The sequence below is a fragment of the Burkholderia sp. AU18528 genome (assembly GCF_002223215.2).
Lineage (GTDB): Bacteria > Pseudomonadota > Gammaproteobacteria > Burkholderiales > Burkholderiaceae > Burkholderia > Burkholderia semiarida.
Genome location: NZ_NKFC02000009.1, coordinates 224,586 through 245,449, shown reverse-complemented (window position 1 = coordinate 245,449; position 20,864 = coordinate 224,586). Strand labels below are relative to the sequence as shown.

Annotated in this window: 20 protein-coding genes; 6 read left to right on the top strand and 14 right to left on the bottom strand. The window is 66.7% G+C overall.

The features are described 5' to 3' along the window. The first annotated feature begins 35 nt into the window (after window positions 1–35). Complete coding sequence (locus CFB52_RS31745; RefSeq protein ID WP_099318411.1) at window positions 36–2,876, top strand: ATP-dependent Clp protease ATP-binding subunit; 2,841 nt, start codon at window positions 36–38, stop codon at window positions 2,874–2,876. A 123-nt stretch (window positions 2,877–2,999) separates the two neighbouring features. Next, window positions 3,000–5,279, top strand: a complete 2,280-nt coding sequence (locus CFB52_RS31740; RefSeq protein WP_099318410.1) for an FdhF/YdeP family oxidoreductase — start codon at window positions 3,000–3,002, stop codon at window positions 5,277–5,279. A 134-nt stretch (window positions 5,280–5,413) separates the two neighbouring features. Here CFB52_RS31740 and CFB52_RS31735 read toward each other — a convergent pair whose 3' ends face one another. Then, window positions 5,414–6,835, bottom strand: coding sequence for a cytosine permease (locus tag CFB52_RS31735; RefSeq protein ID WP_059642907.1), 1,422 nt, complete (start codon window positions 6,833–6,835; stop codon window positions 5,414–5,416). 341 nt (window positions 6,836–7,176) lie between these two features. Here CFB52_RS31735 and CFB52_RS31730 point away from each other — a divergent pair, with 341 nt between their 5' ends. Next, entirely contained in the window at window positions 7,177–8,100 is a 924-nt protein-coding gene (locus CFB52_RS31730) for a LysR substrate-binding domain-containing protein (RefSeq protein WP_059574969.1), read from the top strand. A 79-nt stretch (window positions 8,101–8,179) separates the two neighbouring features. On the opposite strand, the gene argE is transcribed toward CFB52_RS31730, so the two are convergent. The 8 genes from argE to CFB52_RS31690 all read right to left on the bottom strand — a co-directional run bounded on the left by argE (window position 8,180) and on the right by CFB52_RS31690 (window position 14,357). After that, window positions 8,180–9,343, bottom strand: coding sequence for an acetylornithine deacetylase (argE, locus tag CFB52_RS31725; RefSeq protein ID WP_099318409.1), 1,164 nt, complete (start codon window positions 9,341–9,343; stop codon window positions 8,180–8,182). Further along, window positions 9,336–10,013: a DUF1028 domain-containing protein gene (locus CFB52_RS31720; RefSeq protein WP_059642824.1), complete on the bottom strand. Its 678-nt coding sequence runs from the start codon at window positions 10,011–10,013 to the stop codon at window positions 9,336–9,338. The genes argE and CFB52_RS31720 overlap by 8 nt, the downstream gene beginning before the upstream one ends. Then, window positions 10,010–10,459, bottom strand: a complete 450-nt coding sequence (locus CFB52_RS31715) for a RidA family protein (RefSeq protein ID WP_059574963.1) — start codon at window positions 10,457–10,459, stop codon at window positions 10,010–10,012. The genes CFB52_RS31720 and CFB52_RS31715 overlap by 4 nt, the downstream gene beginning before the upstream one ends. Before the next feature lie 75 nt (window positions 10,460–10,534). After that, window positions 10,535–11,857, bottom strand: coding sequence for an NAD(P)/FAD-dependent oxidoreductase (locus CFB52_RS31710; protein ID WP_060310464.1), 1,323 nt, complete (start codon window positions 11,855–11,857; stop codon window positions 10,535–10,537). A 241-nt stretch (window positions 11,858–12,098) separates the two neighbouring features. Beyond that, the gene (locus CFB52_RS31705; RefSeq protein ID WP_060967396.1) at window positions 12,099–12,545 is read right to left on the bottom strand and encodes a hypothetical protein; all 447 of its coding nucleotides are present in this window, start codon (window positions 12,543–12,545) and stop codon (window positions 12,099–12,101) included. 205 nt (window positions 12,546–12,750) lie between these two features. Beyond that, the gene (locus tag CFB52_RS31700) at window positions 12,751–13,356 is read right to left on the bottom strand and encodes a hypothetical protein (protein WP_257220845.1); all 606 of its coding nucleotides are present in this window, start codon (window positions 13,354–13,356) and stop codon (window positions 12,751–12,753) included. A gap of 35 nt (window positions 13,357–13,391) precedes the next feature. Further along, window positions 13,392–13,685 carry a RebB family R body protein gene (locus CFB52_RS31695; RefSeq protein ID WP_059574955.1) on the bottom strand — a complete coding sequence of 98 codons (294 nt, stop codon included), beginning with the start codon at window positions 13,683–13,685 and terminating at the stop codon, window positions 13,392–13,394. Window positions 13,686–13,799: 114 nt separating this feature from the next. Continuing rightward, window positions 13,800–14,357 (bottom strand): RNA polymerase sigma factor, encoded by a 558-nt coding sequence (locus tag CFB52_RS31690; RefSeq protein WP_059574953.1) that lies wholly within the window; start codon window positions 14,355–14,357, stop codon window positions 13,800–13,802. 244 nt (window positions 14,358–14,601) lie between these two features. Between CFB52_RS31690 and CFB52_RS31685 the strand changes: the two genes are divergently transcribed. Continuing rightward, window positions 14,602–15,444, top strand: coding sequence for a Crp/Fnr family transcriptional regulator (locus CFB52_RS31685; RefSeq protein ID WP_257220844.1), 843 nt, complete (start codon window positions 14,602–14,604; stop codon window positions 15,442–15,444). A gap of 78 nt (window positions 15,445–15,522) precedes the next feature. Here the strand turns inward: CFB52_RS31685 and CFB52_RS31680 are convergent, their stop codons facing one another. The 5 genes from CFB52_RS31680 to CFB52_RS31660 all read right to left on the bottom strand — a co-directional run bounded on the left by CFB52_RS31680 (window position 15,523) and on the right by CFB52_RS31660 (window position 18,931). Next, complete coding sequence (locus tag CFB52_RS31680; RefSeq protein WP_226093981.1) at window positions 15,523–15,822, bottom strand: RebB family R body protein; 300 nt, start codon at window positions 15,820–15,822, stop codon at window positions 15,523–15,525. Window positions 15,823–16,042: 220 nt separating this feature from the next. Then, window positions 16,043–16,399 carry a RebB family R body protein gene (locus CFB52_RS31675; RefSeq protein ID WP_059574947.1) on the bottom strand — a complete coding sequence of 119 codons (357 nt, stop codon included), beginning with the start codon at window positions 16,397–16,399 and terminating at the stop codon, window positions 16,043–16,045. A gap of 190 nt (window positions 16,400–16,589) precedes the next feature. Further along, the gene (locus CFB52_RS31670) at window positions 16,590–16,922 is read right to left on the bottom strand and encodes a RebB family R body protein (protein WP_059574945.1); all 333 of its coding nucleotides are present in this window, start codon (window positions 16,920–16,922) and stop codon (window positions 16,590–16,592) included. An 80-nt stretch (window positions 16,923–17,002) separates the two neighbouring features. Continuing rightward, window positions 17,003–17,653 carry a hypothetical protein gene (locus CFB52_RS31665; protein ID WP_099318407.1) on the bottom strand — a complete coding sequence of 217 codons (651 nt, stop codon included), beginning with the start codon at window positions 17,651–17,653 and terminating at the stop codon, window positions 17,003–17,005. A 228-nt stretch (window positions 17,654–17,881) separates the two neighbouring features. Then, the gene (locus CFB52_RS31660) at window positions 17,882–18,931 is read right to left on the bottom strand and encodes a DUF6396 domain-containing protein (protein ID WP_257220843.1); all 1,050 of its coding nucleotides are present in this window, start codon (window positions 18,929–18,931) and stop codon (window positions 17,882–17,884) included. Window positions 18,932–19,466: 535 nt separating this feature from the next. Here CFB52_RS31660 and CFB52_RS34885 point away from each other — a divergent pair. Beyond that, window positions 19,467–19,622 carry a hypothetical protein gene (locus CFB52_RS34885; RefSeq protein ID WP_167351636.1) on the top strand — a complete coding sequence of 52 codons (156 nt, stop codon included), beginning with the start codon at window positions 19,467–19,469 and terminating at the stop codon, window positions 19,620–19,622. 209 nt (window positions 19,623–19,831) lie between these two features. Beyond that, window positions 19,832–20,845, top strand: a complete 1,014-nt coding sequence (gene trpS / locus CFB52_RS31655; RefSeq protein ID WP_059575188.1) for a tryptophan--tRNA ligase — start codon at window positions 19,832–19,834, stop codon at window positions 20,843–20,845. Window positions 20,846–20,864: the final 19 nt, after the last annotated feature.

Genomic DNA, 20,864 nt, shown 5'->3' with positions numbered 1-20,864 from the left:
TTCGACCCACCTTCACCGACAGGAGCCAGACCACCATGCCCGCACTTTGCGATATCTGCCACGCGCGGCCGGCCGTTGCGCGCGCAACCGTGATGCAGGACGGCGAGCGCAAGACGATCTCGATCTGCGATTACCATTTCCGTCAACTGATGCGGCATCAGAGCATGCTGAATCCGTTCGATTCGCTGCTGGGCGGAGGCGGACCGTCGTCGCTGTTCGGCGGGCTCGGCGACGAATCGCCGCTCGCCGCCGAGATTCCGCGCGAATCGGTCGACCCGACCGACGCGTTCAGCGAACAGACGCTCGAACTGCTGCAGCGCGCGGCCGAGAAGGCGCATGAATTGCGCCGCAGCGAACTCGATTCCGAGCATCTGCTGTACGCGCTCGCGGACACCGACGTCTGCGCCGCGCTGCTGAAGGAACTGAAGCTGTCGCCGGACGACATCAAGTCGTACATCGACGCGCATGCACACACCGGCACGGCCGCCCCCGATGCGCCGCTCGACAAGCTGTCGATCTCGCCGCGCGTGAAGAAGGCCGTGCAGTATGCGTTCCAGGCGTCGCGCGATCTCGGCCACTCGTATATCGGCCCCGAGCACCTGCTGATCGGGCTCGCGGCGGTGCCGGACAGTGTCGCCGGCACGTTGCTGAAGAAATACGGCGTGACGCCCGAGGCGCTGCGCCAGAAGGTCGTGAAGGTGGTCGGCAAGGGCGCCGAGGACGGCCGCGTCGATGCGCCGACCGGCACGCCGAACCTCGACAAGTTCGGCCGCGACCTCACCGCGATCGCGCGCCAGGGCAAGCTCGATCCGGTGCTCGGCCGCGCGCAGGAAATCGAGAGCACGATCGAGGTGCTCGCCCGCCGCAAGAAGAACAACCCGGTGCTGATCGGCGAGCCGGGCGTCGGCAAGACCGCGATCGTCGAAGGCCTCGCGCAGCGCATCGTCAACGGCGACGTACCCGAAGTGCTGCGCGACAAGCGGCTCGTCGAAGTCAACATCAACTCGATGGTGGCCGGCGCGAAGTATCGCGGCGAATTCGAGGAACGCGCGAAGCAGCTGATCGACGAGGTGACCGCGAAGCAGGACGAACTGATCCTGTTCATCGACGAGCTGCACACGATCGTCGGCGCGGGCCAGGGCGGCGGCGAAGGCGGCCTCGACATCGCGAACGTGCTGAAGCCCGCGCTCGCACGCGGCGAGCTGAGCCTGATCGGCGCGACGACGCTCAACGAATACCAGAAGTACATCGAGAAGGACGCCGCGCTCGAACGCCGTTTCCAGCCGGTGTTCGTGCCGGAGCCGAGCGTCGAGCAGACGATCGTGATCCTGCGCGGGCTGCGCGACAGCCTCGAGGCGCACCACCAGGTGACGTTCGCCGACGACGCGTTCGTCGCGGCCGCCGAGTTCGCCGACCGCTACATCACGTCGCGCTTCCTGCCCGACAAGGCGATCGACCTGATCGACCAGGCCGCCGCGCGCGTGCGGATCGGCGCGACGTCGCGCCCGGTCGACATTCAGGAAGGCGAAGCGCAGATCGCGCAACTGAAGCGCGAGCAGGATTATGCGACGTCGCGCAAGCGCTTCGACGAAGCGAAACAGTTCGAAGAGCAGATCAACGCGAAGCAGAAGGCCGTCGACGAGATGATGGAGGCGTGGCAGCGCAAGACCGGCTCGGAAACGCTCGAAGTGACCGTCGAATCGGTGGCCGAGGTCGTGTCGCGGCTGACCGGCATCCCCGTGTCCGAGCTCACGCAGGAAGAACGCCAGAAGCTGATGAAGATGGAAGAGCAGCTGCGCGAGCGCGTGGTCGGCCAGAGCGATGCGGTGGTCGCCGTCAGCGATGCCGTGCGGCTGTCGCGCGCGGGGCTCGGCCAGACGCACCGGCCGATCGCGACGTTCCTGTTCCTCGGGCCGACGGGCGTCGGCAAGACCGAACTCGCGAAGGCGCTGGCCGAGACCGTGTTCGGCGACGAGCAGGCGATCATCCGCATCGACATGTCCGAATACATGGAGCGGCATGCGGTCGCGCGGCTGATCGGCGCGCCGCCCGGCTACGTCGGCTACGACGAAGGCGGCCAGCTCACCGAGCGCGTGCGGCGCCGCCCGTACAGCGTGATCCTGCTCGACGAGATCGAGAAGGCGCATCCGGACGTCTACAACGTGCTGCTGCAGGTGTTCGACGACGGGCGTCTCACCGACGGCAAGGGCCGCGTGGTCGATTTCAGCAACACGATCATCATCGCGACCAGCAACCTCGGCGCGGCGATCATCATGGACAACCTCACGCAGCCGGAAGCCGCGCGCAAGACCGACAAGGCGATCCGCGACGAACTGATGCAGGTGCTCAAAGGGCATTTCCGCCCCGAGTTCCTGAACCGGATCGACGAGGTGATCGTGTTCCACGCGCTGTCGAAGGAGAACATCCGCGCGATCGTGCAGATCCAGCTCGACCGCGTGGTGCGCACGGCCGCCGCGCAGGACATCACGCTCGTGATGGGCGACTCGCTCGTCGCGCACCTGACCGAAGCCGGCTACCAGCCGGAGTTCGGCGCGCGCGAACTGAAGCGCCAGATCCGCCAGACGATCGAGACACGGCTCGCGAAGGAGATCCTCGCCGACCGGCTGAAGTCGGGCGACAAGTGCGAGGTCGACTACGACAAGGACAGCGACGAAGTGACGTTCAACAAGCTCGCCGCGCCTGAAGCGAAGGAGGCGAAAGACGCGAAGGACGCCGACGGCAAGGCCAAGCCGAACGGCAAGACCGCCAAGGCGGCAGCAGACGCGAAGCCGCAAGACACGCCCGCGGACGCCCCACCGCCTGCCGCGAAGCCGTCGGGCAAGAAGTCGTCCGGCGCGAAGAAGGACGCGCACTAAAAAACGCATGCCCCGCCACCCGGGGCACGCATGATCGGCTCCGTCCGCCGGACGGAGCCGCCCCACGCCGCGACACGGCGCAACCGAGCCACCCGCATCGGGCCCGGCTATTGGAGATTCACCATGACAAATCGACGCGAAGTGCCAGGCATCAGGAAATACGACGGGCCCGCCGGCGGTTGGGGCGCGCTTCGCGCGACAGCCGATGCGGTGCGCACGCAGATGGAAACCATCGAGGCGCCGATCGTGCTGATGCGGACCAACCAGCCCGACGGCTTCGACTGTCCCGGTTGTGCGTGGCCGGACAAGGAGCACAAGTCGACGTTCCAGTTCTGCGAGAACGGCGCGAAGGCCGTCACGTGGGAAGCGACGACCAAGCGCGTGACGCCCGAGTTCTTCGCGGCGAACACCGTGTCGTCGCTGCTGCGCATGTCGGACTACGAACTGGAGAACATGGGCCGGCTCACGCATCCGCTCGCCTACGACCGCGCGACCGACACGTTCCGCGCGATCGAATGGGACGATGCATTCGCGCGCATCGGCGAAGTGCTGCGCGCGCTGCCGCCCGAGCAGGTCGAGTTCTACACGTCCGGCCGCGCGTCGAACGAAGCCGCGTACCTGTACCAGCTGTTCGCGCGCGAGCTCGGCACCAACAACTTCCCCGATTGCTCGAACATGTGTCACGAGCCGACCAGCGTCGGCCTGCCGCAGTCGATCGGCATCGGCAAGGGCACCGTGTCGCTGGAGGATTTCGACCACTGCGAGCTGATCATCTCGATCGGTCACAATCCCGGCACGAACCATCCGCGAATGATGGGCACGCTGCACGAGTGCGCGCGCCGCAACGTACCGATCATCGTGTTCAACCCGCTGCGCGAGCGCGCGCTCGAGCGCTTCGCCGATCCGCAGGACATGATCGAGATGGCGTCGTTCGGCTCGACGCGGATCGCGTCGACGTACTACCAGGTCGATGCGGGCGGCGACGCGGCCGCGCTGAAGGGCATCATGAAGGCGCTGCTGAAGCTCGAAGCCGAGCAAGGCGGCGTGCTCGACCGCGACTTCATCGCGCAGCACACCAACGGCTTCGATGCATTCTCGGCCGACCTCGAAGCGACGTCGTGGGACGACATCGAGCGCGCGAGCGGCCTGAGCCAGGCGCAGCTCGAACAGGTCGCGCTCGCGTACGCGAAGTCGAACGCGACGATCATCACGTACGGGATGGGCGTCACGCAGCACAACAAGGGCACGGCCACCGTGCGCCTGATCGCCGACCTGCTGCTGATGCGCGGCAACATCGGCAAGCCGGGCGCCGGCGTGTGCCCGCTGCGCGGCCATTCGAACGTGCAGGGCAACCGCACCGTCGGCATCACCGAGAAGCCGTCGGCCGAATTCCTGAAGAAGATCGAGGACGTGTGCGGCTTCACGCCGCCCGCGCAGCACGGGCACGATGCCGTGCAGGCCATGCAGGCGATGATCGACGGCACCGCGAAGGCGCTGCTGTGCCTCGGCGGCAACTTCGCGGTCGCGCTGCCCGATCCCGAGCTGTCGTTCCCGGCGATGGCGAAGCTCGACCTGAGCGTGCATCTCGGCACGAAGCTGAACCGTTCGCATCTGCTGGTCGGCAAGGAAACCTTCATCCTGCCGGTGCTCGGCCGCACCGAGTTCGACATGCAGGCCACCGGCCCGCAGTCGATCACGGTCGAGGATTCGATGTCGATGGTCCACGCGTCGGCCGGCAAGCTCAAGCCCGCGTCGGACCAGTTGCGCTCGGAGCCTGCGATCGTCGCCGGCATCGCGCACGCGACGCTGCCGAACAGCAAGGTCGCGTGGCTCGACCTGATCGCCGACTACGACCGCATCCGCGACCTGATCGACAAGACGGTATCCGGCTTCGAGGCGTTCAACGAGCGGATCCGCACGCCGGGCGGCTTCCGCCTGCCGCTGCCGCCCACCGAGCGCGTATGGCCGACGCCGACCGGCAAGGCGATGTTCTCGGTCTACAAGGGCGTGAAGGAGGACGCGGACGTGCTCGGCGCCGAGCAGGTGCTGCGTCTCATCACGCTGCGCAGCCACGATCAGTACAACACGACGATCTACGGTCTCGACGATCGCTATCGCGGCGTGTTCGGCCGGCGTGACGTGCTGTTCATGAACGCGGCCGATCTCGACAAGTACGGGCTCGAGCACGGCGACCTCGTCGACATCGAGACGGTCACCGCGTCGGGCCGCACACTGCGCCTCGAGAAGATCACCGCGATCGAGTACGACATCGCGCCGGGCTCGGTCGGTGCGTACTATCCGGAAGCGAACGTGCTCGTGCCGCTCGACTACATCGACAAGGAAAGCGGCACGCCGTCGTACAAGTCGGTGCCGGTGCGCGTCGCGCGCTCGGCGGTGGTCTGATCCGCGGGCGGGCGGGGTCGCGGCACACGCCGCGCCCTTCGGCCCGCCTGCCGCCCTGCTCCTCGGCCTCGCGGCCGCCGCATCGCTACCGATGCAGCGGCCGTTTCATTCGATCGCGTCGAACGACGCCGCGTTTACCGCGCCGCCGTCGGCGGCAGATGCGCCGCGCCCTGCCGGCGCCGGTACGCGCTGTCGCGCGTCGCGAGCCAGTAGTACAGCGGCGAGGTGAGCAGCAGGCCCACGAGCCACGACAGGTCCGCGCCGCCCAGATGCGCGGGAATCGGGCCCGCATACATCGGCGTGTTCATGAACGGAATCTGCACGACGATGCCGATCGCATACGCGAGCAGCGCCTGGGGGTTGAAGCGGCCGTACACGCCGCCGTCGGCCATGAAGATCGACTGAATATCGTACTTGCCCTTGTGGATCACGTAGAAGTCGATCAGGTTGATCGCCGTCCACGGCACCAGCACCACCAGCAGCGCAAGCACCAGATCGACGAGGTTGCCGACGAAGTTCGTCGACGCGCCGATCGCCGCATAGCAGCACGCGACGAAGATTACAACCGATACCACCGCGCGCGCCTTCGCGGTCGGAATCCACTTGTACGCGAACGTCTGCACCGACGTGATCACCGCGAGCACCGCGCCGTACAGGTTCAGCGCGTTGTGGCTGATCACGCTCAGCAGGAACAGCACGAGCATCAGCGGGCCGAGCGGGCCCGTCGCCTGCTTGACCGCATCCATCGTGTCCGCGCCGGCGGGCACCGCGAGCACCGCGACCGCGCCGAAGATGAACGCGAGCGTCGAGCCGATCGTGCAGCCGAGATAGGTCGCCCAGAACGTCGACGCGACGCCCACGTCCTCCGGCAGATAGCGCGAATAGTCCGACACGTACGGCGCGAACGCGATCTGCCACAGCGCCGACAGCGACACCGTCGCGAGCCAGCCCGCGAAGTCGAAACCGCCGCGCGTGAGGAAATCGGCCGTGCTCACGTGCGACAGGATCATCCAGAAGCCGACGGCGATGCCGATACCGAGCACCCACGTGCCGATGCGGTTCAGGATGTGGATGAACCGGTAACCGACGATCCCGATCAGCCCGGAGCCGACCGCACCGATCACGATGCCGACGGGCACCGGCACCGACGGTGCGATGCCGTGCACCGACTTGCCGGCGAGCACGATGTTCGACGCGAAGAAACCGACATACATCACCGCCGCGATCACCGTGACGAGCAGCGCGCCCCACGAGCCGAACTGTGCGCGGCTCTGGATCATCTGCGGGATGCCCATCTGCGGCCCCTGCGCCGAATGCAGCGCCATCAGCACGCCGCCGACCGCCTGGCCCACGACGATCGCGACGATGCCCCACATCAGGTTCAGGTGGAACAGCTGCACGCCGAGCGCGCCGGTCACGATCGGCAGCGGCGCGATGTTGCCGCCGAACCAGAGCGTGAACAGGTCGCGCACCTTGCCGTGGCGCTCCGTGGGCGGCACGTAGCCGATCGTGTGTTTCTCTATCATCGGGGACGCATTGCGTTCCGCGTTCGTCATGGTGATGCCTCCTGTCGTGCGCGGCGATGCGCGCGGGCCGTTTTCGCCGGTGCGCGCCGGGATGCGCGCCTGCAATCGGGTCCGGATGCGCGATGCGCGGCAGACGGGGGCGGATGACGCCCGCCGGCGTACGCGGCCTCGTCGCGATCCAGGTTGGAGACGATGGTGCGCCACGTGGGTGGGGACCGGAAAATACTAAAAATATTTTCGGGATATACGAAAAAGCTCTGCAGCGGAATGTTCGGCGCCGGACGACTTCGGGTAAGGTGCCAGGGTCTGTTTCCCTATGGAACGCACGTGCGCCCGCGGCGGCACGCCGGGGCCGGGCATCAGAGGTGCTTGTGGCTCACTACACTTTGCGGCAACTGAAATACTTCATCACGACGGTCGAATCCGGCAGCGTCGCCGAGGCGTCGCGCCAGCTCTTCATCGCGCAGCCGTCGATTTCCAGCGCGATCAAGGGGCTCGAGGAAAGCTTCGGCGTGAAGCTGTTCATTCGCCATCACGCGCAGGGCGTGTCGCTGACGCCGAGCGGCACGCGCTTCTACCGGAAAGCGCAGGAACTGCTGCGCATCGCGCACGAGTTCGAACAGAACGCGCTCGCCGACAACGACGTGGTCACCGGGCAGATCGACATCGGCTGCTTCGAGACCGTCGCGCCGCTCTATCTGCCGCAACTGATCGCCGGCTTTCGCGAGCGCTACCCGGGCGTGAACATCCGGCTGCGCGACGGCGACCAGCAGGAACTCGTGCAGGGACTGACGTCGGGCACGTTCGACCTCGCGCTGATGTACGACCACGATCTGGACGGCACGATCGAAACCGAGCCGCTGATGCCGCCACAGCAGCCGTACGTGCTGCTGCCGGAGCACCATCGGTTCGCGGGCCAGACGCACGTGTCGCTGCGCGACCTGTGCGTCGAGCCGATGATCCTGCTCGACGTGCAGCCGAGCCGCACGTACTTCGTCAGTCTGTTTCATGAACTCGGGCTCACGCCGAACATCGTGTTCGGCTCGCCGTCGATCGAGATGGTGCGCGGGATGGTCGGCCAGGGATTCGGCTTCTCGCTGCTCGTCACGCGTCCGCACTCCGAATACACGTACGACGGCCAGCGCGTCGTGACGATCGCGCTCAGCGAAACGGTGAGCCCGTCGGGGCTCGTGAGTGCGCGGCTGAAGCGCGGCCAGCTCACGAAGCAGGCGCAGTCATTCGTCGACTTCTGCCGCGAGCGGCTTGCGCAGATCGTCGCTCGAGCGGCGCGGTAAGCGCCGCGATCGCAAACAGGAACGGGAACAAGCACACGCACGCGCCGCACGATGCGATGCGTGCGTGTCGGCCGCCGGTTCAGCCGGCGCAAGCGAGATATGCGGCGAGGCGCGCCATCATCGCGTCGCATCCGTGCAGTTGTTCGAGCGTGACGAACTCGTCGGGCTTGTGCCCCTGATCCATGCTGCCGGGCCCGCACACGACGGTCGGGATGCCGGCCTGCCCGAACAGGCCGCCCTCGGTGCCGAACGCCACCGTGCCGAACGCGTCGGACCCGCTCAACGTCGCGAGCAGGCGCGCGGCATCGCTGTCCGGCGCGGTCGCCAGCCCCGGATACGCACCGAGCGGCTGCAGCCGGATGTCGGTATCGGGCTGCACCGCGCGCATCTTCGGCAACAGTTCGGATTCCGCATAGTCCTGCAGCGTTCTCGGCACGTCGTGCGCATCGAAATCGGGCAGCGCCCGCACCTCGAAATCGAATTCGCATTCGGCCGGCACGATGTTCAGCGCGCGGCCGCCCTTGATCAGCCCCGTCTGCACGGTCGAGAACGGCGGATCGAAACGGCTGTCGTGCCGGTCGGGCCGCGCGAGCGCCGCGCCGATCTCGCCGAGCCGGCCGATCAGCTTCGCCGCGTAGTCGATTGCGTTGACACCGAGCGGCGCATACGCCGAGTGGCACGCCGCGCCCTTCACGTGGCACCGCATCGCGAGCTTGCCTTTGTGGCCGAGCACCGGCTTGAGCTCGGTCGGCTCGCCGATCACGCATACGCGCGGGCGGTGCGCACGCTTGGCCAACTCGGCGAGCATCGGCCGCACGCCGACGCAACCGATTTCCTCGTCGTACGAGAACGCGAGATGCACCGGTTCACGCGACGGCCGCGCGACGAACGCCGGCACGGCCGCGAGCACCGACGCGATGAAACCCTTCATGTCGGCCGTGCCGCGGCCGTACAGGCGGCCGTCGCGCTCGGTCAGCCGGAACGGCTCGACCGTCCACGCCTGCCCGTCGACCGGCACGACGTCGGTATGGCCTGACAGCGCCACGCCGCCGCGCACGTACGGGCCGATCGTCGCGTACAGGCTCGCCTTTGTGCGGTCCGCGTTGTGGAACAGCTCGCTCGCCACGCCAAAGCCCGCGAGATAGTCGCGGATGAAGCCGATCATCTCGAGGTTCGAATCGCGGCTGACCGTCGCGAACGCGATCAGCCGTTCGAGCAACGCGCGGCTCGACGTGTCATTCATCGCCCGGCACTCCGTAGCTCGGCGCGGCGGTCGGGTCCAGCGCGCGCGTCTGGTAGTCCTGCATCTGCGGCCGATACGCACGCCACAGCGCATCGAGCTGCCCGATCGGGTCGGTATCGGCCCAGTCGACGCGCAGGTCGACGATCGGCCAGACCACGTCGCCGGCCACCTTCAACGCGGCCGAATGCACGGGCCCCGCCTCGCCGCCGGCTACCATCGCCGCGTGCATCGCGGCCAGCAGACGATCGGCGAGCAAGCCGGACGCCTGCTCGAACGCGCGCACCATCGCGCCGATCACGTCGGGCGAAGCCAGCAGGTTGCCGGCCGCCACGCATTGCTCGCCGCGCACCGCGTGGTGCGTGCCGAGCGCTTCCTTACCGGTGAAACACGCCGTTTGCCCCTGCCCGTCGATCACCGTGACCTGCCGGTACTGGCTCCAGCCGTTCGCGCTCAGCGCGCGGTCGAGCGCGGCGGCGGGCGCGAGCTGCTCGTGCTCGATCAGGTCCAGCGTCTGCGGCCCAAGGGCCGGCAGCGTGACGTTCTGCGTCGCGACCGCGCCGACGCCCGCGCGCACCCACGGGCAGCGTGCGCCCACCGCGATGCTCGACGAGCTGATCGCGATACCGAGCTGGCCCGTCTCCGGGCAACGCCCGACGATGGAGAAAGTCATGTCGCCTCCTGTGCGCGGTTCGGCTGCCCGTTGTCGGGAATCACCGCAATCACGTCGATCTCCATCAGCCATTGCGGCTGGCCGAGCGCCGAGACGACGAGCCCCGTCGAGATCGGATAGACGCCCTTCAGCCACTTACCGACTTCCTGGTACACGGGTTCGCGATAACGCGGGTCGATCAGGTAGGTCGTCGTCTTCACGATGTGCGTGAGGTCGCTGCCGGCTTCCTCGAGCAACTGCTTGACGTTCTTCATCGCCTGCTCCGCCTGCGCGCGTGCATCGCCGAGGCCGATCAGGTTGCCGCCGAAATCGGTGCCGACCTGGCCGCGCACGTAGACGGTGTTGCCGGCGCGCACCGCCTGGCACAGGTCGTTGTCGAGCGTCTGGTTCGGGTAGGTATCCTTCGTGTTGAACATGCGGATACGCGTATGGGTAGGCTGGCTCATCGAAGTCCTTCGAGTGTCGGTATGATCGCCCGCCGCGCCGGAAGCGGTCGCGGCGCGGCGGACTGGGTCGGGAGGTCAGTTCGCCGCTTCGGCGAGCGCGTGGGCTTCGGGCCGTGCCGCGTGCGCGGCCGCGCAGTGCTGCGCCGCGTCGTGGTACGCGAGGTACTTGCGCTGCGTGACGATGTGATCGGCGATGTGCTTCGCGTCGTGCCACACGCCCCAGATGAAGCTGGAGCCGCGCCGCGACAGCCACGGCAGGCCAAGGAAATAGATGCCCGGCTCCTTCGACACGCCGCGCTGGTGCTGCGGCTTGCCGTTCGGCGCGAATGCGTCGACGTTCAGCCAGCCGTAGTCGACCGCATAGCCGGTCGCCCACACGATCGACGTGACGCCGGCGGCGGCGAGATCGAGCGAGAGGAGCGGATGCGCGACGCATGCCGGGTCAGGCAGGATGCGGCGGGCTTCCGGTTCTTCCGGCAGGTCGAGGCCGTTGCGGGCCACGTAGGCGTCGGCCGCGTCGAGCAGTGACAGGTAGTTCTCGTCGCCACGCGCGAGATTGATCGCGAGATCGCGTTCGAAAGTGGCCACGCCACCGTCGAAGGCCTTGGTCAGCCCGACCAGCGTCACGCCCTGATTCGCGAGCGCGCGGAAATCGACCGTGTGGCCGCCGCGCGCGCCGCTCACCGCGATCGTCACGTGTTCGCGGCCCGGGGTCGCGACTTCCTTGTCCCATTCGCCGAGCACGCCGAGCCACCAGCAGAAGTCGCGGCCGCGATATGCGCGCGGCGGGCGATCGTGCGGCCCGACCGACAGATAGACCTGCCGGCCCGCGCGCTGTAGTTCGTCGGCGATCTGCACGCCCGACGAGCCGGCACCGACCACCAGCACCGCGCCTTCCGGAAGCTGGCCCGGGTTGCGATAGTCGGCGGAATGGATCTGCACGACGCGCGCGTCGTCCGGTGCGATCGGCGGAATCACCGGGCGCTGGAACGGGCCGGTGGCGACCACCACGCGATTCGCGTCGATCGTGCCGTCGGATGTCTCGACGACGAAGCCGGGCTTGCCGGTGTTGCGCACGACGCTCTTCACTTCGACGCCGGTCCGGATCGGCGCGTTGAATTTGCGCGCATACGCTTCGAAGTAGTCGGCGACCTGGTCTTTCGATGCGAACGCATCGGGCGCGAGGCCGTCGAATTCGAGCCCCGGGAAGCGGTCGTGCCACGCGGGGCCGTTCGCGACCAGCGAATCCCAGCGCCCCGTGCGCCAGCGCTCGGCGATTCGGCTGCGCTCCAGCACGAGATGGGGCACGCCCAGCTTGCCCAGATGCTCGCTCATCGCGATGCCGGCCTGCCCGGCGCCGACGACGAGCGTATCGATTGAAGTTGTTTCGACTGCCACGGCTGTCTCCTTCTGAAGTGCGGCTCGGTGCGACGCGCGTGCTGTCGCGTGAGCTGGAATGGAGACATTCTGCTGGCACGCCGCCGGGGGCGAAATGATGATTTTTGTTGGTGTTGACGAGAAAAAAGCTGGGGACGGCCTGGACGGCCGGCCGTACCGGCGCGCAGCGCCGATACCGTCGAACGACACTGCACCGGCGCCTACCTGCATGGCGGGCGCCGGCTTCAGCCGATCGTTTCGGCTACACGTTGGTCCATGCGCCAGTGCCGTGCTGATACTGCATCACGCCGCCGTGGAGCCGCACCCGCAGGTTGCCGTCCGGCACCTGCACCCATTCGGTCATGTCGAGACTCATCATCAACGCGACGAAGAAATCCTGCAGCTCTTGCGACGTGCTGGCCTGCCAGAGATCGATGCGCCCGAGGCACGCGCGCATGTTGCCCTGCTGCTGCATGATCGTCTCGACCTGTCCGGCAACGTCCGCCGCCGGATCGTAGACATTCGTGCCGTCGGGGCTCACGATCGACAGATGAATGCCGCGCACCAACGTCGGTTGACCCGGCGTTTGCTCGACGAGCGCGATGCAGCTCGTCATCGCGCCGAAATCGATTTCCGTCGCATCTCCCCATTTGCGCTCGCCAACCCCCAGCGGCGCGGGACCGTTTACGTTCTGAATGATGTAGGACATGGGTTTCCTCACATGACTGGACAACACTGCCGGTAGCAGGCCGCGACGTATTCGACGAAGAACGCGCGTCGCGCCTGCCGCTCACATCCCGTCCGGCCCGACGGCCCGGCGGGTCGTGTCGATCGATGCCGGTCGAGCACGCCGCACCGTCGTCGGCGTGCTGGGCGCGGCCTGCGATGGCATCGTCATGCGCCGCTGGCGCGCCCTACGTGCCCTTCTTGTCCAGCAGCGTCTGATACCTCTGCAGGCTCTCGTCGATCTTGTCGAGCGCGACGCTCGCGGCTTCTCCTTCGATCGCCTCCGCGGCGCCGGCGACGATCGCCGCGGTCGCGACGAACAAGTCCGTCAACAGCAGGCCCACCGCATCCATCGCCATGCCTTTCACGTCCTCGTCGATGGTCTTCTGCGCCAGGTCCTTCATCAACACGCTCTTGCCCGCGATCGCCAGCGACGTCGTCGCCTCGAAGTAGTTGGCCGCCGCCTGCGCGACCATGCCGCCCGCCTGCGTGATCATCATGTTCGGGCCGACGGCGATCTGCGTCGTCGCGTAGGACGCCGCCTCCGCGTTGATCGCCTGCACGGTCTGCAGCGCCGACGAGGCGGCCCCGGTGGCCCCCGCGATCTGGTCCGGCGCCTTCAGCGCGTCGGTGAACCTGCGCTGCCGGTTGACCGGCCACGTGCGCGTGCCGGCCGTCGAAGCAGCGGCGTGCGATGCGACATCGGCCGCCGTCGTTGCTTCGGCCGCGGCGGCCGCGCCATCGTCCGGCGCCGGCGTCGCGCCGTCGCCGCGTCCGCCCAAAAGACCTTTCATGTTCATGATTCAGGTATCCCGATAGTCATCGCGTACTAATGCGTGGAACCCGTCTTCGGCGCGCCCGCCTCCGGCTGCGACGCGCCGCCCGAGGCCGGCTTCGGCGACGCTTCGACGGACAGGATCATGGCCACGGCCTTCGACACCACGGCGTTCGAAATCTGGTTCAGCGCGGCCTGCTGCTGCGTCATGTTCTGCGCCGAGATGCCGACGGCCTGGCTGAACATCTGGTAAAGCATGCCCAGCGCCTGGGCCGGCGATCCCGCCACGACGTTGACGTTGGTCTGCGTCACCGCGTCGGTAATCTGCTCATTGACTGTGTCTGCCACGAGGCCTCCTCGGATCTCGGCTCCGGCATGCGGTTGAAGGAACGGGCGGGCCGGCAGGCCATCGACGCCGCGCATGCCGTTAGGAACGCTGCGTGCCGGCATTCGTGAACGCGCTCACGCGAGTTCCTCGCGCAACTTCTTGCGCAGCAGCTCGACGCGCTTTCTGGCGAGCGGCTCGTTGATCCCGAGCGTCGCGGCGATGTGCAGATAGGGCCGGTCCTCCTCGAACTTCAGCGTGAACAGCATCTGCTGCTGCGGGGAAAGCATCGACAGCGCCTGTTCGAGACGCAGCAGCTGTTGCCGCAGCAGCAGTTGCTGCTCCACCGACGGCGCGTGGCCGGCGAGCTCGACCGCGTGATCGTCGTCCCAGCCCGAGTCGAATTCGAGCATGCCGCTTTCGCGCACACGGCGGCGCGCGCCATCGAGGAACGCGTGATTCAGCGCCAGAAAGAGAAAGCCCGTCAGATTCCGCACGCGCTCGGGCGAGCGCTGCAGGTAAATGTGGACCTTGAGCGCGGTATCGGAAAGCAGTTCGTCGGCGCGGTGAATATCACCCTTGCACAACAGGCGCGCACGGCGCCGCAATTTCCCCTGCATTTCCCGCCATGCGCGGTCGAGCTGCTGCGCCGGAGACTCGGGCGCCGAGGCAGCGTGCTGGTTCGAGGTTGTCATCCCGTGTCTTCCTTTTTTTATGGAAAACACAGAATCGATTCGACGCCGGGAATGGCGCTGTTACCCGCGTAACACCGATATAACGATAATCGGGCGCAGTAAATTATCTTGATTATTATGAACGGAAATTTTAATTAGCCGGCATAGCCCGATCCGTCGTTTCAGGTGCGCCGCCGGACCTGACTGAATAACGGCATTGCGATGAACAAGAACGACTACCGCCGCGATGCGTCCGTGCGTCGGCATGCTGCTTCCCGTGTCGGTCGATCAAGCGCGCTTGCCGCCGGAGCGCCGCCCTGTCCGGACTGCTTGCCGATTATTTCAATACTTTCATTATTCATTTTTCACGCAATGCCGAAGGCAGCGTTTTTCGCTAGGTGGCCGCATCGTCAAACAACCTCGCGCGGAAACCATGCCTGCCCTTGCTAACGCTCAAACGCTGCGCAATATACCGATACTCGCCGGCCTCCCGGAAAGCCTGATCGCCCACATCGAGCGGCACGTGACGCCCTGGCCCGAACACGGCAATCGCCTGTTGTTCTTCAAGGGCGATCCGGGGGATTTCGTCGCGTTCGTGCACAGCGGCCGCGTCTACAAGACACTGCACGAACCCGGCGGGCGCGAGATCATTCTCGGCCACTCGATGCCCGGCGAACTCATCGGCGAAAACACGCTGATTCGCGCGCACCGGCGCAGTTTCACCGCCCAGTTGAGCGCCGACTGCCGCATTTCGCTGCTGTATCGCCAGTACTTCGCGCCGCTGCTGGCGAACGCGGAATTCATGGGGCGCATCCATGAGCAGCTGTGCCGGCACCTTCACCAGTTGAGCGACTTCGTCGAGTCGGCATGCCTGTACCGGGTCGAAGCACGGCTCGCGCGCCATCTGCTGAACCGCATGCAAGGGAACGATCTCGAGGTGCCGTTGCCGGAGAACCAGAGCATCCTCGCCGCGATGCTCAACGTCAGCCGGCCGCGACTGAACAGCAGCCTGCGGAAGATGCAGCGCGACGGCCTGATCCGGCTACACGAACACGGCGTGACGATTCAGAAACCGGAGCAGCTCCGGACCATCGTCGACGCCAATTGATGCCGCGGCAAGCGCGTGCGTCGGGCAGCGCCGCCGGGCGGGCGGATGCGCGCCGGGTCATGCGGCGCGCGGTGAAGGTCAGCCGCGCCCGTGACCGAGGGCGTTCATCAACTGCGCGACGGCGGCGAGTTGCGATACGAAGCTGTCGTTCGCCGAGCGCGCCGCGCCGGCCGCCGCCGCCGGCGACCCGGCATAGAGCTGCATGACGCCGACGGTCGTGGCGGCAAGGTTGGACATCGCCTGGTTCGCCTGCATCTGCACCGCGTTGTGAAGCAGGATCGCGGACGCATGGCTGTTCGACTGCATGAGCGTGCCCAACGCCACGGCGGGCGCTTCGCCCACCACCTTCACGTTGGCTTGCGTGACCGCATCGGTCATCGCGGGAGAAACCTGTTCCGGCATGTCGTTGCTCCTGGTTGGTTCGCCGCTGACGTGCTGTCACGGCGAAAGCATGAGTGGGTCGGTTGCTGCCGCGCGCGGCACGGCGCCGCCGATGCGCCCGCTGGGGCCCGCGTGCGCGGGCGTGTCGACACGGCGTCCGACGCCGGGCGGCAGCACCCGATGGGAGCCGCCGCCCGGCGTCCGCGCCAGCGATGCGTCAGGCAAGCGCCTTGCCGAGCGCGAGCACGTCGGCCAGCACGGAAAGCACGCCGTTCGAGCCGATTTCCGTCGCGGATGCGCCGGCGCTCGCCGGCCCGAGCGTGTACAGCTGCATCGTGCCCACGTTCGTCGAGGTCGGCAGTTGCACCGCGGACTGCGACTGCTGCTGCACCGCGTTCTCGAACAACACGCTCAGCGAGTGGCTCTGCGCCTGGTACAGCGAACCCGTTGCCATCGCGGGCGCTTCGCCGACCACCTTGACGTTGGTCTGCGTGACCGCGTCGGTGATCGCGGCGTTGACCGCGCACGTCGTGCAGTTGCAGGGGTCTTTCGGATCGTCTACGTCGTTTGCCATCGTATTTCTCCTGATTGGCGAACGGGCGCCGCATCGAATCGGTGCTGCCCGTTCTGTCGATTGCTCCGGAACATCGCGCGGCACCGCTGTTCAGGCGCCGGCGGCCATGCTGCCGACTCGCGGCACGGCGGTGGCATGGGCGGCTCACGCCGCTTGCGCCGCCGCTCGACCACGGCGTTGCGATGGCGCGTCAGCCCTTGACTGCCTTCCCGATCGCGATCACGTCGGCCAGAATCGAAATGATCCCGTTCGCGCCGATTTCGGTGGCGGCCGCGCCCGCGCTTTCCGGCCCGATCGTGTAGAGCTGCATCGTCCCCACGTTCGTCGACGTTTGCGACTGGATCGCGGCCTGCGACTGCTGCTGCACCGCGTTCTCGAACAGGATGCTGAGCGAATGGCTCTGGGCCTGGTACAGCGAGCCCATCGCCATTGCCGGCGCTTCCGCGACCACCTTGACGTTGACCTGTGTGACCGCATCGGTAATCGCGGGATTGACCTGGCACACTTGACACGTATCAGCCATTTGTTGCTCCTTGGTTCACGTAGTTGAGAGGTCGCACTTCGGGGCCGGCCGGTTTCGCGTTCGGCCGCATGACCCGCGTGCTACTCCATGGACGCTGCGCCGGGCGTATCGTGAACGGCAGCGGTGGGGTCGGCCGGGCCGGCCGGGCCGGCGCCGATGCTCCGCAACCGGTCCTCCATCGCGTCGAGCCTGACGGCGAGCCCTCCGGCGAGCCGTTCGGCGAGCCGTTCCGCGAGCGCATCGCCGTATTGCCGGAAGCATGCTTCGATTTCCTGCCGGATCAGCCCCGTCAGTTGTTCCCCGATCATCGTCAGCGCCTCGCGGGTGCTGTCCTGGATCTCGACCGCGCCGGACGCCTGCGCGTCGGCCGCCGGCTCGTGCGCGTCGAGTACGCCCGATACTTTCCGCTGCTCCGACGCGAGCATGCCGAGGGTCGTCTCGTTCTGCGTATCGATCGTCTGCAGGATCCCGCGCATCTTCTCGTACGCCTTTTGCTGGTTGAGCTGCAGGAAATGCTTGATCTGTTCGCGCGCCTCTTGCCGCGTTTTGAATTGCGGCAATGGAGGCTTCGCGGCGCCCGCCTGCGCGGCCGGGCCGCCGGCGGGCGGCGGCGGGTTCCCCTGCCGGCTCGGCAGCCGCTCGAGCAACGCCTGTTCTTCGGGCTCGAGCGGCCGTCCGAGTCGCTTCTCCGCAAGCTGCCGCAGCAGCGGGGTCAGTTCTTCAGTGCTCATGGCTCACCCCTCCTCGCCGGTCGCTCGCGGCGCGAGTACGTGCGGTTCGGGTTCGGATGGACGCCGCGTCACGGCGGCCTGGTCGGGGTGCTGCAATGGATATCGCATGGTGTTCTCCGGGAAAGGGACGTGCGACGGCCTTGCCGGAAATGTCGGCAGGACCGCTGCAAGGACGAACCGTGCGACGAGGATGTGAAGTCGGGAGGCAGTGCGGGTGGGCGGTGTGTGTCAGGTGAGCCGGTAACCACCGACAGGAGCGGCCGTCGTTTCCGCTTGGGGAGGCTCGGCGGCTTGCGGCTTCTCCGGCGGCATGTAGCCATCGGGCACATGCACGCGGCCCGTACGCGGCGACACGGGATGCGCCGCGGGCTTGACCGGCGACACCGGCGCGGACGTCTCCGTCTCCGCCTTCGCCGCGTCGATCAACGTCTCCTTCTTGCCGTCCCACCTGGGCAGCTTGGCGGGCGGCAGCGGCACGACCTTGTCCAGATTCGGCAGACGCAGGTCGGGGTCGCGCTCGAGGCGATCGGCAAGGACACTGTAGCGCTCGGCGCGGGCTTCATCCTTGACATGGCCGACCAGAGCGTCCCCCTTGCCAAACGACGCACTCAACCACCCCGCACTCTCGGCATTACCGAATTTCACACCCGTATGCAGCGTCTGGAGTGCGCGTTCGTTGTTCTCGCTCAACTCGGCTCGATCGCCGGCAATCGTCGTTCCCAATTCATATGCGGCAAGTCCGTTGCCCTGCGCAACCGCACATTCGAGCATCTGGAGTGCGATCTTGCGGTTCCCCCAGAAGCCCGCCTTCGGGTCGTCATAGAGCGCGTCCATCTTGCCGCCCAGATACGCCATCGCACTCGGGCTGCCCATATCGGCGGCCAGTTGCCAGAATGCATGGGCGCGGCTGGCATCCTGCCTAACGCCCATCCCGTTCATGTGGTACGTGCCCATCAGGTCGTAGGCTGCCGGAATGCCGAGTTTCATCGCCTGTTCGGTGATCTGAACGGCATGTTCCGCATCACGTTCCACGCCCTGGCCCTGAGCGTAGGCATTCGCCAGATTCAACATGGCTTTCCAGTGCTTGCGCTCGGCCGCCTTCGTCCACAAGTCGACAGCGCCCTTGTAATCGCGCTGGTTCGGCCACAACAGCGAACTGGTCAGCGCCATTGCTTGCTGATTCCAGCGATCGGCCTCTGGCTCGACAGGCGGCGCGACGGAAGATTCGTGCTTGCACGCAAATGCCCCGCGATGCGGATTGAAGGCAGCCAGCGACATATTCCGAGGGAGAACATCGTTCCTCGAACAGGCTGTACACGCGAAGCACAGGAAAACAGAAACCAATTGCATGAAGCCAATACGGTTGGCAGCAGTCGGACGTAATTGATTTCGCACGATTTCGAATACCCACGCAAGAAAAGCGAACCCATTATCGCCCGCTCATTATGGTGCCCACGCGCGAGACCAGCGGGTCCATCCGGTTTTTTCCGGGTGATATCATTGACCCCGGCAATCGCACCCGACCGAGAAATACCGCGGCCTCGGCTTGGCTCGCAGACCGAACGCGACGCGATCCATTCAGGCCATTGCCCTACAATTCCTGACTGTGCGCACCGCCCCGAACTGGTAGCATGCGCACCGCTTCGCACGAAACGATGCGTTCGCGGAACACATGATCGTTCCCCTTTAAATGCCCGCGCGTGCCCCGCCGCACGGGAAGCCAGATTGAGCCCCATTTCCCCGCAACACCCCGGCCTCGCCCCGCGCGACCCGTTGCAGTAACGTTGGAGTGGCGCACCTCGCGCCTGCAAGCATGAAGAAATCGAAGCAGCCCATCCATTCCCCACGCGACAAGGACCGCACGCCGCTCGTACGCGCCGGCGCGTGGCTGCTGATGGCCGGCCTGCTGTATCTGCTGTGGCCGTCCGCCGAAACCGCCTACCTCGCGATGGAGTCGGTGATCCGCTGACGCGCACGTCCCCGGACGCACTACGCTATACTGCCGCGATGGAAACCCGACCCGCCTCGCCGATCGTGCATTGCTGGTGGCGCGCCTGACCCAGGCGGCCCGTTTCCTTTTGCATGTCCCAAACGTGATGCCGCCAGCGATGGCGGCATTCGCGTTTCTGCGCCGACATCATGGCTGGCGGCCTCGACAACCCGGAGCCAACGACGACCATGACTCACCCCGCCCGCCCGACCATTCTCACCGGCGACCGCACGACCGGCCCGCTGCATCTCGGCCACTACATCGGCTCGCTGCGCGCACGCGTGCAGATGCAGCACGAAGCGCGGCAATTCCTGCTGCTCGCCGACACGCAGGCGCTGACCGACAACATGGGCCGCCGCCAGCGCGTCACCGAGAACGTGATCGAGGTCGCGCTCGACTACCTCGCCGTCGGCATCGATCCGGCGATCTCGACGATCGTCGTGCAATCGCAGGTGCCCGAACTCGCCGAGCTGTCGCAATACCTGCTCAATCTCGTCACGGTCGCGCGCCTCGAACGCAATCCGACCATCAAGGAAGAAATCCGCCTGCGCGGGTTCGAGCGCGACATCCCGGCCGGCTTCCTCACCTATCCGGTGAGCCAGGCGGCCGACATCACCGCGTTCAAGGCGACCCACGTGCCGGTCGGCGACGATCAACTGCCGATGATCGAGCAAACCAACGAACTCGTGCGCCGCTTCAACGCGACCGTCGAGCAGCCGGTGCTGGTCGAATGCGAGGCCGTGCTGTCGTCGGTCACGCGGCTGCCGGGCATCGACGGCAAGGCGAAGATGAGCAAGTCGCTCGGCAACGCGATCACGCTCGGCTCGACGCCGGACGAGATCGCGCAAGCCGTGAAGGACATGTACACGGACCCCAACCACCTGCGCGTGAGCGACCCGGGCCAGGTCGAGGGTAACGTCGTGTTCACGTTCCTCGATGCGTTCGAGCCCGACGTCGCGAAGGTCGACGAACTGAAGGCCCACTATCGCCGCGGCGGCCTCGGCGATAGCGTGGTCAAGCGCGTGCTCAACGAGCGGCTGCAGGCGCTGATCGAGCCGATCCGCGCGCGCCGCCGCGAATTCGAGGCCGACAAGGCCGAAGTGATGGCGATCCTGAAGCGCGGCACGCTGCATGCACGGGAAGTGGCAGGCGCGACGCTCGCGGAGGTGAAGGGTGCGATGGGGTTGACGTATTTCGACTGATACGTTCCGGCGGCATGCG

Excerpts from the sequence above, each read along its gene's own strand:
- CFB52_RS31745 (WP_099318411.1), top strand. The coding sequence starts at position 36 with ATGCCCGCACTTTGCGATATCTGCCACGCGCGGCCGGCCGTTGCGCGC.
- CFB52_RS31740 (WP_099318410.1), top strand. The coding sequence starts at position 3,000 with ATGACAAATCGACGCGAAGTGCCAGGCATCAGGAAATACGACGGGCCC.
- CFB52_RS31735 (WP_059642907.1), bottom strand. The coding sequence starts at position 6,835 with ATGACGAACGCGGAACGCAATGCGTCCCCGATGATAGAGAAACACACG.
- argE (WP_099318409.1), bottom strand. The coding sequence starts at position 9,343 with ATGAATGACACGTCGAGCCGCGCGTTGCTCGAACGGCTGATCGCGTTC.
- CFB52_RS31720 (WP_059642824.1), bottom strand. The coding sequence starts at position 10,013 with ATGACTTTCTCCATCGTCGGGCGTTGCCCGGAGACGGGCCAGCTCGGT.
- CFB52_RS31715 (WP_059574963.1), bottom strand. The coding sequence starts at position 10,459 with ATGAGCCAGCCTACCCATACGCGTATCCGCATGTTCAACACGAAGGAT.
- CFB52_RS31705 (WP_060967396.1), bottom strand. The coding sequence starts at position 12,545 with ATGTCCTACATCATTCAGAACGTAAACGGTCCCGCGCCGCTGGGGGTT.
- CFB52_RS31700 (WP_257220845.1), bottom strand. The coding sequence starts at position 13,356 with ATGAAAGGTCTTTTGGGCGGACGCGGCGACGGCGCGACGCCGGCGCCG.
- CFB52_RS31690 (WP_059574953.1), bottom strand. The coding sequence starts at position 14,357 with ATGACAACCTCGAACCAGCACGCTGCCTCGGCGCCCGAGTCTCCGGCG.
- CFB52_RS31685 (WP_257220844.1), top strand. The coding sequence starts at position 14,602 with ATGCTGCTTCCCGTGTCGGTCGATCAAGCGCGCTTGCCGCCGGAGCGC.
- CFB52_RS31680 (WP_226093981.1), bottom strand. The coding sequence starts at position 15,822 with ATGACCGATGCGGTCACGCAAGCCAACGTGAAGGTGGTGGGCGAAGCG.
- CFB52_RS31675 (WP_059574947.1), bottom strand. The coding sequence starts at position 16,399 with ATGGCAAACGACGTAGACGATCCGAAAGACCCCTGCAACTGCACGACG.
- CFB52_RS31670 (WP_059574945.1), bottom strand. The coding sequence starts at position 16,922 with ATGGCTGATACGTGTCAAGTGTGCCAGGTCAATCCCGCGATTACCGAT.
- CFB52_RS31665 (WP_099318407.1), bottom strand. The coding sequence starts at position 17,653 with ATGAGCACTGAAGAACTGACCCCGCTGCTGCGGCAGCTTGCGGAGAAG.
- CFB52_RS31660 (WP_257220843.1), bottom strand. The coding sequence starts at position 18,931 with ATGTCGCTGGCTGCCTTCAATCCGCATCGCGGGGCATTTGCGTGCAAG.
- CFB52_RS34885 (WP_167351636.1), top strand. The coding sequence starts at position 19,467 with ATGAAGAAATCGAAGCAGCCCATCCATTCCCCACGCGACAAGGACCGC.
- trpS (WP_059575188.1), top strand. The coding sequence starts at position 19,832 with ATGACTCACCCCGCCCGCCCGACCATTCTCACCGGCGACCGCACGACC.